Annotated in this window: 9 protein-coding genes and 1 tRNA gene; 9 read left to right on the top strand and 1 reads right to left on the bottom strand. The window is 43.2% G+C overall.

From position 1 onward, the window contains the following. Window positions 1–101 precede the first annotated feature (101 nt). From ACRD6K_RS10310 to ACRD6K_RS10345, 8 genes are all read left to right on the top strand, one after another. Complete coding sequence (locus ACRD6K_RS10310) at window positions 102–1136, top strand: LacI family DNA-binding transcriptional regulator (protein ID WP_133464616.1); 1035 nt, start codon at window positions 102–104, stop codon at window positions 1134–1136. Between the two features lie 352 nt (window positions 1137–1488). Then, a complete protein-coding gene (locus tag ACRD6K_RS10315) occupies window positions 1489–2517 on the top strand; it encodes a Gfo/Idh/MocA family protein (RefSeq protein ID WP_430973197.1) in 1029 nt (342 codons plus the stop codon). A 17-nt stretch (window positions 2518–2534) separates the two neighbouring features. Beyond that, window positions 2535–3878 carry a Gfo/Idh/MocA family protein gene (locus tag ACRD6K_RS10320; protein WP_430973198.1) on the top strand — a complete coding sequence of 448 codons (1344 nt, stop codon included), beginning with the start codon at window positions 2535–2537 and terminating at the stop codon, window positions 3876–3878. 24 nt (window positions 3879–3902) lie between these two features. Beyond that, on the top strand, window positions 3903–4406 hold the full coding sequence (locus ACRD6K_RS10325) for a DoxX family membrane protein (protein WP_430973199.1): 504 nt from the start codon (window positions 3903–3905) through the stop codon (window positions 4404–4406). After that, window positions 4403–5998, top strand: a complete 1596-nt coding sequence (locus tag ACRD6K_RS10330) for a Gfo/Idh/MocA family protein (RefSeq protein WP_430973200.1) — start codon at window positions 4403–4405, stop codon at window positions 5996–5998. The genes ACRD6K_RS10325 and ACRD6K_RS10330 overlap by 4 nt, the downstream gene beginning before the upstream one ends. 10 nt (window positions 5999–6008) lie before the next feature. After that, the gene (gene nagA, locus ACRD6K_RS10335) at window positions 6009–7253 is read left to right on the top strand and encodes an N-acetylglucosamine-6-phosphate deacetylase (RefSeq protein WP_430973201.1); all 1245 of its coding nucleotides are present in this window, start codon (window positions 6009–6011) and stop codon (window positions 7251–7253) included. A 44-nt stretch (window positions 7254–7297) separates the two neighbouring features. After that, window positions 7298–8536: an Nramp family divalent metal transporter gene (locus ACRD6K_RS10340; protein WP_430973202.1), complete on the top strand. Its 1239-nt coding sequence runs from the start codon at window positions 7298–7300 to the stop codon at window positions 8534–8536. Window positions 8537–8571: 35 nt separating this feature from the next. Then, entirely contained in the window at window positions 8572–9354 is a 783-nt protein-coding gene (locus tag ACRD6K_RS10345; RefSeq protein WP_430973203.1) for a glucosamine-6-phosphate deaminase, read from the top strand. A gap of 116 nt (window positions 9355–9470) precedes the next feature. Here the strand turns inward: ACRD6K_RS10345 and ACRD6K_RS10350 are convergent. Further along, window positions 9471–9544 (bottom strand) — tRNA-Cys (locus tag ACRD6K_RS10350). A gap of 366 nt (window positions 9545–9910) precedes the next feature. Between ACRD6K_RS10350 and ACRD6K_RS10355 the strand changes: the two genes are divergently transcribed. Then, the gene (locus ACRD6K_RS10355) at window positions 9911–10987 is read left to right on the top strand and encodes a FecR family protein (protein WP_430973204.1); all 1077 of its coding nucleotides are present in this window, start codon (window positions 9911–9913) and stop codon (window positions 10985–10987) included. Window positions 10988–11091: the final 104 nt, after the last annotated feature.

Below are 11091 nucleotides of genomic sequence, written 5' to 3' on the forward strand. Positions count from 1 at the left end.
TCCGGATAAAATCGATTATTTAAAAGATGTTGATTTTTCTTGTTACTTTGTGGGTTAACTTCATAAATTAAAGTCTATAAGATTCCAGAGTTTATTTGGCTATGAGAAAATCAAAAGTGAGCATAAAAGAGATGGCTGAGCGCTTAGGGGTTTCGCCTTCTACGATTTCCAGAGCGTTGCAAAACCATCCGAGCATTGGTAAAAAGCGAACTGCTGAGGTTCATAAATTAGCCAAAAAGCTGGGATACTATCCAAATTCGGTGGCTTCAAACCTTCGTCGGAATAGAACAAACCTGATTGGAGTTATTATTCCGCGGATTGATCGTTATTTCCAGTCATCAGCAATTGCCGGAATTGAAGAGGTGGCGAGCAAGGCCGGTTATTATGTGATTATTTTTCAGTCAAATAACTCTTATGAGCGGGAGAAGGAGAATGCCCGAATGTTGCTCTCCAGTCAGGCTGATGGGGTAATTGCTTGTTTGGCAATGGAAACCGATAATTATGACCATTTGGCTGTTTTTAAAGACAACAATGTTCCCTTGGTCTTTTTTGATCGGGTGTGTGAGGAAATCGAAACGCATAAAGTGATCATTGATGATTTCGGTGCGGCGATGAAGGCAACGGAGCATCTCATTTCAATTGGTTGCAAGCGAATTGCTCATATTGCCGGAAATCAGAAGGTCGCCATTTTTCGAGATCGACTTCGAGGTTATCAAGAGGCCCTTCGGAAGCACCAATTGGAGCAGTCTGAGGAATTGATCTACTATACCGAGGATTTGAGTCGCATGGAAGGGGAGCAGGCCGTTGCTCATTTTTTGGAAAGCGATGCAGCGCTTGATGGGATTTTTTGTTCCAATGATACAAGTGCAATCAGTGCCATTCAAACAATTACGAAGCAAGGGAAAAAAGTACCTGAGGATATTGCCGTTGTTGGCTTTAGTAATACACCGACCTCATTGATTGTCAGCCCAGCGTTAACCACCATTGATGATCATGCATTTGAGATGGGACAAGCTGCTGCGCGCTTATTAATTCGGCAGATTGATGAGAAACAAGAGACCGTTGCCTCTGAAACCATTACCATACGAAATGACTTGGTTGTGCGAGAATCGACCATGAAAACTCAATCAAATTAAGTGTTGAGCAATAAATGTTTTTAGAGGATTAAATGAATGATATTACGCAATCGTTTGTTTTAGTCTGAGTTGACTAATTCGGAATAAAGAATAATCGACCAATTATCAGCCGTAAATATGTCTTTGTTCGTTTTTAATTTCTTCTATTAGTGACATTTGTGTGTTTGTTTAATTTTTAAATCAAACATTGAAAAGGTCAACTGTCCTAAAAATTTGATGGATAAAGATATTGTAAAACATTTGAATGAATTTAAACAAACGATTGTGTAAATGTTTTTATTTTCTATTTTTGTTTGAAGATAAAACTCTTTGAAGCTAATAACTAACGCGATAAAAACTAAATCAATAAAATATGATAAACCGACGAAACTTTATTAAAACAACAACTTTGGCAGGAGTTGGGCTTGGGTTGACTAGCTATGCAATGGCAGGAAATTCTGGAGCTCAGGGCAAGAGAGTGGGAATTATCGGCTTGGATACTTCTCACAGTATTGCGTTTACCAAGGCATTGAATGGCGCTGATGCCGGCAGACAATTTAAAGGGTATAAAGTTGTGGCTGCCTATCCCAAAGGCAGTTTGGATATTCAATCCTCTGTCGATCGGATTGAAGGCTATACCGAGCAAATTCAAACCTATGGGGTGGAGATTGTTGGTTCTGTGGATGAACTTTTGACAAAAGTGGATGTGGTGCTTTTGGAAACTAACGATGGACGCAGGCACTTGGAGCAGGCACTTCCTGTTTTAAAAGCAGGAAAGCGCATGTTTATTGACAAGCCAATGGCAGCTTCCCTGGCTGATGCAATGGCTATTTTCGAGGCATCTCGTCATTATGGCGTGCCTACTTTTTCTGCTTCTTCTTTACGCTACATTAAAGGGATGGACGACGTTAAAAGTGGTGCTGCCGGAAAAGTATTGGGCGCTGAAGCATACAGCCCATGCAAGACAGAGCCCAGTCATCCGGATTTCTTCTGGTATGGGATTCATGGTGTAGAGACGCTTTTTACGGCAATGGGAGTAGGTTGTCAAACGGTTGTACGCATAACAACTGAAGATACCGATGTGGCTGTTGGAACCTGGAAAGATGGACGAATTGGTTCTTTTAGAGGATTGCGTGCCGGAAAAGGAGATTATGGTGGAACCATCTTTGGAGAGAAAAGCATTGTTAAGCTCGGCTCCTATAATGGCTACAATCCGCTTTTAGAGGATATCATTCACTTTTTTGAAACAGGGGAAGTGCCGGTTCAACCAGCCGAAACCTTGGAGATTTTGGCTTTTATGGAAGCTGCTGATTTAAGTAAGAAGAAAGGCGGCATTCCGGTGTCGGTCGAGGCAGTGGTTAAAAAGGCTGAAAAAGAAAGTAAAAAAGCAATCCGGTTTTAATAAAAAAGAAATAGATCATGGAAAATAATAGAAGAGATTTTATCCGAAAAACAGTTTTAGGAACGGCAGCCTTAACAATTGGAGGTGTGTTGCCTGGGTTTAGTGCTCGTAGTTATCGTAATATTGCTGGGGCGAATGAGCGCATCAATGTTGGCGTAATGGGGGTTAATTCCCGGGGAAATGCGCTGGCGCAAAATTTTGCCATGCAGAAAAACTGCAATCTGGTTTATGTGAGCGATGTGGATACGCGAGCTGCGGCAAAGTGTATTAATGCTGTTGCAAAAATTACCGGTTCAAAACCAAAGGGCATGCCCGATTTCCGAAATGCCTTGGAAGCGAAAGATATGGATGCAATCGTGGTTGCCACGCCTGACCATTGGCACGCGCCAGCAGCTTTATTGGCCATGAAGGCGGGCAAGCATGTTTACCTGGAAAAGCCATGTAGTCATAGTCCTGAAGAGGGCGAGATATTGGTGCAGGCTGCCGCAAAATACGGACAAGTGTTGCAGATGGGAAATCAGCGACGCTCGTGGCCCAATGTTGTTGAGGCAATCAAGGAAATACAGTCCGGAGCAATTGGTAAGCCGTATTTTGGGAAAAGCTGGTACACTAATAAGAGAGGTCCGATTGGGATTGGAAAAGAAGCGGCAGTTCCTGATTGGTTGAATTGGGATTTGTGGCAAGGACCAGCTCCGCGGAAGGCATTCAAAGATAATTATGTGCATTACAATTGGCACTGGTTCTGGCATTGGGGAACGGGTGAAGCACTGAACAACGGGACGCATATGGTTGACCTTTTGCGCTGGGGAATGGAAGTGGATTATCCAACCCGGGTGAGCTCCAACGGTGGTCGTTTTCATTATCAGGATGATTGGGAAACTCCCGATACGCAGGTGATTAGTCTTGATTTCCCGGGCGGATTTACAATGACTTGGGAAGGCCGAAGCTGTAATGCCCGTTCGATTGAAGGAAGTTCGGTTGGTGCTCAGTTCTTTGGAGATAAAGGTTCGCTGCTGATTACCGGTGGAAATGGTTATACCTTGTTTGATGTGAGTGGAAAAGAATTGAAGAAGGTCGTGGATAAAGATAAAATTGATCCTCGTAATGCGGCTAGTCCTGCTCAGCAGTTGGATGCGCTTCATATTCAGAATTTCTTCGACGGCATTTTAAAAGGAGCTCAACTTCATTCTGATATCGACTCAGGACACAAGAGTACCTTGTTGGTTCAGCTTGGAAACATTGCCCAACGAGTTGGTCATTCGTTGGATATTGATCCTCAAAACGGTCATATTCTAAAAGATCGGGACGCTGAGAAATTGTGGTCACGACGTTATGAGAAAGGTTGGGAAATGAAGCTTTGATTAAGCAAAACCTGATTTAATGAAATGAAATACGAAACTAACTATACGAAACTGCAAACCTATTCTTTGGTCTTGTTGAGATGGCTGATTGGCTGGCATATTCTCTACGAAGGAATTGCCAAGTTGCTAAATCCTGATTGGTCGTCTCTTGGTTTTCTACAGCAGGCACAAGGAATAATGTCCGGTTTTGCCGGCTGGGTAACTTCTCATCCGACTGTTTTATCAACTGTGGACTTCTTAAACACCTGGGGATTGATCGCGATTGGAGTTGGTCTGCTCCTCGGAATTTGTGCTCGAACCGCCGCATGGGCAGGTGCAATCTTGGTTTTCACTTATTATCTCACTTGCCCGCCTTTGATTGGAGTGGAATACGCGCGACCTGTGGATGGCAACAACCTGATTGTCGATAAAACCCTGCTTGAATCAATTGCTTTGGTTGTGCTGGCCGTATTTCCTACAAGTGCGGTTGTTGGGCTGGATGCCATAATTCAACGGTTGAAAATAAAAAGAAATGGAGGTGTGAAATGACCGAAAAAAACAAGCAGGAAAAGACCAATACTTCCAGTGAAAATCAACGGCCTGAGGGAATGAAACGCCGAGCGGTTTTAAAAGCATTGGCGGGTGTTCCGGTGGCTGGATTGTTGGGCTTTGAGATTTTGAGAAAGACTAACTACGAAGCCGATAAACGCAAGCAGATTGTTCGCGAACTTGGGCTTGATGATATTGAGTTTCCGAAAATGGATTATGGAAATGCAAAGCCTTCGGGCGATCTTATTCGGCTTGGATTTATTGGCTTTGGAACTCGTGCCCGGCAGCTTTCTCATGCCTTGGGATTTATGCATCCCACAGATACGGAAAGTTGGAAAAAACGAAAGCTGTTGAATGACTGGCTGCAGCAGGAATATCTGAATGTGGCCATTACCGGAATCTGTGATGTGTTTGATGAGCATGCTCAAAACGGGATTGATACTGCAAGTAATAAGGCCAGGCCTGGTGGTGATGGTGCTGCCGCTTTGCGGGTAAAACGCTACCGAACTTATCACGAAATGTTGGCAGACGATTCAATTGACGCTGTTTTGATCGCTACGCCGGATCATCATCATGCACGAATTGCCATTGATGCCGCAAAAGCAGGAAAACATATTTATTGCGAAAAAAGTGTTGCTTTGAAAGAAGATGAGCTGAATGAACTGTATGAAACCGTTAAGCAATCGGGTGTTGTTTTTCAGCTGGGGCACCAAATCACGCAGAGTATTGTTTTTAAGCAGGCCAAAGAAATTATTAAGCGAAACCTGCTGGGGAAAATTACCTTGGTTGAGACAACCTCCAATCGGAATACAGCGAGTGGTGCGTGGATCAGGCATTTGGATGCCAAAGGAAATCCTAAGCCGGGCAATGAGCAGACGATTGATTGGAAGCAATGGCTGGGAGAGGCGCCGTACGCCCCTTTCAGTGTGGATAGGTATTATAATTGGACCAAATGGTTCGATTATGACTCTGGAATGATTGGCCAGTTGTTTACGCATGAATTTGATGCAGTGAATCAGTTGCTTCGTATCGGGATTCCAAAGTCAGTAATGTCGTCTGGTGGAATATACTACTGGAAGGATAACCGTGAGATGCCGGATTCTTTGCATTGCGTTTTTGAATATCCGGATAAAGATCTTACGCTGATGTATAGCGGAAATTTGGCGTCCAGCCGTGGTCGTGGTCGGGTATTTATGGGGCACGACGGTTCCATGGAGTTGGGAAATAATGCCATTATTACGGCCGATCGAAATTCGACGCGCTATGCCGAAGGGATTCAGTCAGGCGTGATTGATCCGTCAGCGCCGATGATTTCTTTTAACCCGGATGCCGGACAGATTGATGCCGTGAGTTCTGCAAGCGAGCGGTATTATGCCTCGCGTGGTTTAACCACAACGACTGTTAATGGACGGCGTATAGATGTCACTCACCTTCATGTTCGCGAATGGATTAACTGCATTCGCAACGGGAATGAGCCAAGTGCCAATATCGAAATGGCTTATGAGGAAGGCGTAGCTTGCATTATGGCTCATCAGTCCTATGTCGAAAAACGGATGGTTCAGTGGGATGAGGTAAATCGAAAAATCGTTTAAAACCAATAAGATGAAACGAAATAAATATCAGATTAAAACAAAGAAGGTACTCTTCTTTTTGTTGGCCTTTTTTGCCTTAAATAGTGCTTGGGCTGGCGATAAGATCGTGGGTTTGCTTTATTATGACCAGTCTCCGGTGGAAATTCAGCTTGAGGATGGGAAGATTCAGGAGGTTGTTCGTTTGGGGAAACTGCCTGAGGGAGCTCCGGCTGTTTACATTGCACCAGGTTTTATCGACAACCAGGTGAATGGTTTTGCCGGCATTTCATTTTCTTTTGGAGGAAGTGATTTGACTTTTGCTAGTGTTGAAAAAGCCACGCAGGAGTTGTGGAAAAAGGGGGTGACCACTTATTTGCCAACTTTGACGACGAATGATCATGAGTTGTTGATTAAGAATTTGAAGATTTTAGCAAAGGCTTCTGATGATCCGAAGTTGTTGGGCTCAATTCCTGGCTTTCATATGGAAGGCCCCTATATCAATCCCGAAGATGGCTATCGGGGAGCTCATCCTAAAAAGTTTGTTGAATTGCCTGATTGGAAACGATTCACAGAGCTGACGGAGGCTGCGGATAATAAAATACTGCAGGTGACTTTAGCGCCTGAGTTGGAGGGTGGTCTTGACTTTGTGAGTCAGTGCAGTCGTGCGGGCATTGTTGTGGCTTTGGGGCATCATAATGCACCGGCCGATGTGGTGACAGCTGCCGTTGATCGTGGGGCTAAAATTGCAACACACCTCGGAAATGGTGCTGCGAATATGATTAATCGGCATCGGAATCCATTCTGGTCGCAGTTAGCTGATCAACGTTTTATGATCAGCATTATTTGCGATGGTTTTCATTTGCTTCCTGAAGAAATCCAGACTTTTTACCTGACCAAGGGAGTTGACCGAACGATTATTACTTCGGATGTAACAAGTTATGCCGCCCTGGATCCGGGGATATACAAGACGCAAACCGGGGAGACAATCGAGCTGACAGAAGAGGGAATGCTTCGGTATCCGGCGCAAAACGTGTTGTACGGATCGGCTTCAGCAATGACCAAGGGAGTTGGACACATCATGGAAGTGACGGGCTGTACGTTGGCGCAAGCTGTTCAAATGGCTAGTACTAATCCTGCCAAATTGTATGGATTGAATGATCGTGGTGTTTTAGAGCCGGGTAAGCGTGCTGACCTGATTGTTTTTAGTTTGAATGACTACCGGATTGATATTCAGAAAACCTATGTTGAGGGGCAGTTGGTTTACGAGCAAAAGTAAATCGAACCTGCTCTGGTGACAAAAAACTAATCGAACTAAACAGAATGGATAAAAAAATTTGGTATAGAATAAAACTGGCCCTCGCTGCCGTAGGTCCGGGCTTGTTTCTTATTGGCTATAATATTGGTACGGGAAGTGTGACGACCATGGCCAAAACAGGGGCAGAGTTTGGGATGGAGCTTTTTTGGGCCTTGGTGCTGTCCTGTGTTTTTACCTTCATCTTGATGGTTGCCTACGGAAAGGTGACGCTGGTTTCCGGCAAAACAGCTTTGTATAATATTAAGCATGAATTTCGGTATGGCTGGGTGTTGGCTTTGTATATTCTTGCAGCTCTAATCATTGGCGAATTACTGGCTTTAATGGGCGTGATGGGCATTGTGGCTGATTTGGTTCAGGAAGCCATTCGGCTGTTGTTTAACGATCTGGTGGTGTCGCGTGGATGGATTATTTTGGTGCTGGCTGTGGGCTTGTATTTGTTGTTGTGGTTTGGCCAGTATAAAACCTTCGAGAAAGCACTGACTGTCTTTGTAATTTTTATGGGGCTGTCGTTTATTGTGGTGTTTTTTATGGTTCGGCCTGATTTTTCAACCTTGGCTGAAGGATTGGTTCCCGGAATTCCGGATACGCCCGGAGCGTTGGGTTTGGTCGCAGCCATTGCTGGTACCACCTGTTCTGCTGCGGTATTCATCATGCGAAGCTCAGTCGTTGCCGAGAAGGGCTGGACAATTAATAACCTCAAGGATGAAAAGAAAGATGCCTTTGTTTCTGCGTCAATGATGTTGTTTTTGAGTGGGGTGATTATGGCTGTGGCAGCCGGTACGCTCCATGTGATGGGCTTGAAGTTGGAAAATACAGTTGAGATGATTCATCTGTTTGCTCCAATTGGCGGGAATGTGGCCGCTTTTGTTCTGATTTTGGGAATTGTTGGAGCTGGTTTATCAACAATTTTTCCAATTGTGTTAATTGCTCCCTGGTTAATTGCCGACTATTCAGGAAAGCCCCGAGATACGAAATCGACGCAATCTCGTATCTTGATTTTTGTGGCGATGATATTTGCTTTTGGAACGATCTTCCTGGAGCAGCGACCTCCCGCCTTAATGGTGTTCTCTCAGGCTTTTCAGGCTGTTATTTTACCGGCTGTTGCTATTCCAATTTTGTTATTGATCAATCGTCCTGCATTGATGGGAAAGAATCATGCTAAACTCAAGGAAAATGTTGGAATTCTGGCCGTCGTACTTTTCTCCTTTGTAACCAGTTGGTTTGCAATCGCTGAATTGTTTTAGCATCCCTTCGTTACTTTATCTTAAATCGAATTAACATGAAAAATATAAATTTTCAGGCCGATAAGCTTGAAGTGAAATTGTTTGAAACAAATGATATCATTGGGCAGGCAGCCGCTAAATCTGTTGCTGGAATTTTGCAAGAGGCGATTGCTCAGAGAGGTTCTGCTAATCTGATTTTGGCAACGGGAGCGTCTCAGTTTAAGTTTTTGGAATATCTGCAAAAGCAGGAGATTGACTGGCAAAAGATCACTGTGTTTCATTTGGATGAGTACAAAGATCTTCCTGAAACACATCCTGCAAGTTTTCGAAAATATTTGAAGGAGCGTATTCTGGAGCAGGTGAATCCCCGAGAGGTGCATTATCTGAATGGGGATGCTCTGGATGTGGATGCAGAAGTGACTCGTTATGAAAAGTTGCTTCGGGAGCACTCGATTGATGTTGCCTGTATTGGGATTGGCGAAAATGGACACATTGCCTTTAATGATCCTCCGGTGGCTGATTTTAACGATCCGAAGCTGGTAAAAGTGGTTGAATTGGATGAGGCCTGCCGGCTTCAGCAGTTGGGCGAGGGCTGGTTCCCAACCTTGAGCGATGTGCCTAAAGAGGCCCTTTCATTGACAATTCCTGCGATTATGCGAGCTAAAAGAATTAGCTGTGTTGTTCCGGGAATTCAAAAGGCCAAAGCGGTGTTTAATACGCTAAATCAGGAGATATCTACGGCATGTCCAGCGACAATACTTCGGGAACATCCACATGCAATTTTATATCTGGACAGGCTTTCTTCTTCAGAGTTAAAGCCCGAAGAACAGGCAAGATAAAACTAAATGGGGTGCGGATAAGATACTCACGTAATTAAAAGTGAGCGCTAAAGGAAATCGAAAGAGCGTGTGATAAATGAAAAAAGACCTTCTGTTATTTCAGAAGGTCTTTTTTATGGAGGTCTCTGGCGGATTCGAACCGCCGTACGCGGTTTTGCAGACCGCTGCCTAGCCACTCGGCCAAGAGACCATTTCGTAATCGGACTGCAAATGTAATAAAATTTTCCACTTATGCACAACAAAATTTCATTAGAAGAATTTCGTCAGGTAAAAAATTTAGCGGATTAATCATAGAGGGGAATAGTAGGAGTATTTGATTGTCTTTAAATTCTGTTTGATTGATAAAAAACTTTTTGAAATAACTTGGGATGCCTGTTTGTCGACAGGCATTCTTTTTTTGTTGCGTTGCATCATCTCATAGGAGTTGTAGCTGAGGTTGTTCTGTGTCTTCGTTGTCGTCTGTTGATCCATGAGAAAGAAAAAGGTTTAAAATTTTCCCAGAAACATGAGTAGGTTTTTCTATTGACAAGGTATTAACAGAAACGAATGAGTAAGTATGACCAGTAAGAAAAAAAATACCTTGGCTTTATTTGATGAGATTGTTGACTTTCTGAAAAAGCAAGAAGCGACTACGGACATTGACGAGAAAAAGCACTTGTGGAATAAAATAATTCAAACAGCAGCTTTTAAAAGGCGCCAGAGGCGGGCACGAATTTATGCCTCCTTAACTACTGCAGCAGCTGTTTTCGTGGGGCTAATGGTGTGGATTGAACCTGCAAGCCGGTTTGAAGATGATACGAAGCTAAACATGGTTTTTTCAGAGGTTTCCATCCCAAAGCAAGCTTCAGATATCATTCTCATGGTTTCTGACAGCAATGAAATTCGAATTGATAAGGATACGGCGGTTGTCAATTTCTCTGAAAATGGAAAGATCACAGTAAATAACAAGGCAATAGCAACCCAGAGCTCGTCAAAGGGGATGGAAGAAAAATATAACCAAATCATTGTCCCCGGTGGAAAACGTACCATGTTAACGTTATCGGATAGCACGAAAATCTGGATCAATGCGGGTACACGAGTTATTTTTCCAAAAGAATTTAAAGGAGTTAAGCGGAAAATTTTTGTTGATGGAGAGGCTTATCTGGAAGTAGCTAGAAATACTGAAAAGCCTTTTATTGTTGAAACTCCTGCCCAGTTTGAGATTGAAGTGTTAGGAACTTCGTTTAATGTTTGTACTTACGATGAATTAGAATTTGCCACAGTCGTTCTTGCTCATGGAAGCGTTGAGATCAAGGGAGTTGGACGGCAGAAGAGGATTATGAGCCCAAATCAACTCGTCCGAATTGATGAAAAAGGGGTATTGGACGAAACGATTTCAGTAAATGCTGAGGACTATACCAGTTGGACCAAAGGAATAATGGTTTTGAACTCCAGGCCTTTTTCTGAGGTGGTGAAAACGCTTCAAATTTATTTTGGTGTTTCGTTAGAGGTAGATCAATCGTTGGATGAAATCATTTCAGGACAGCTGGCTCTTAAAGACAATTTTGATGAAGTACTTTCCGGCTTGCAGCATATTGTTGCTTTCACTTATTCGAAGGATCAGAATGGAATATATAAAATTGAAAAGCATTGACTTTTTAAATAAAAGGATATGGAAAATTACAAATACGAACCTAAAATCTAAATGAATAAAAACGAATTGCCTATGAGGAAATGACAAGACAGAAAGAATAAAAA

This window comes from Sunxiuqinia rutila, from assembly GCF_050589705.1.
GTDB lineage: Bacteria > Bacteroidota > Bacteroidia > Bacteroidales > Prolixibacteraceae > Sunxiuqinia > Sunxiuqinia rutila.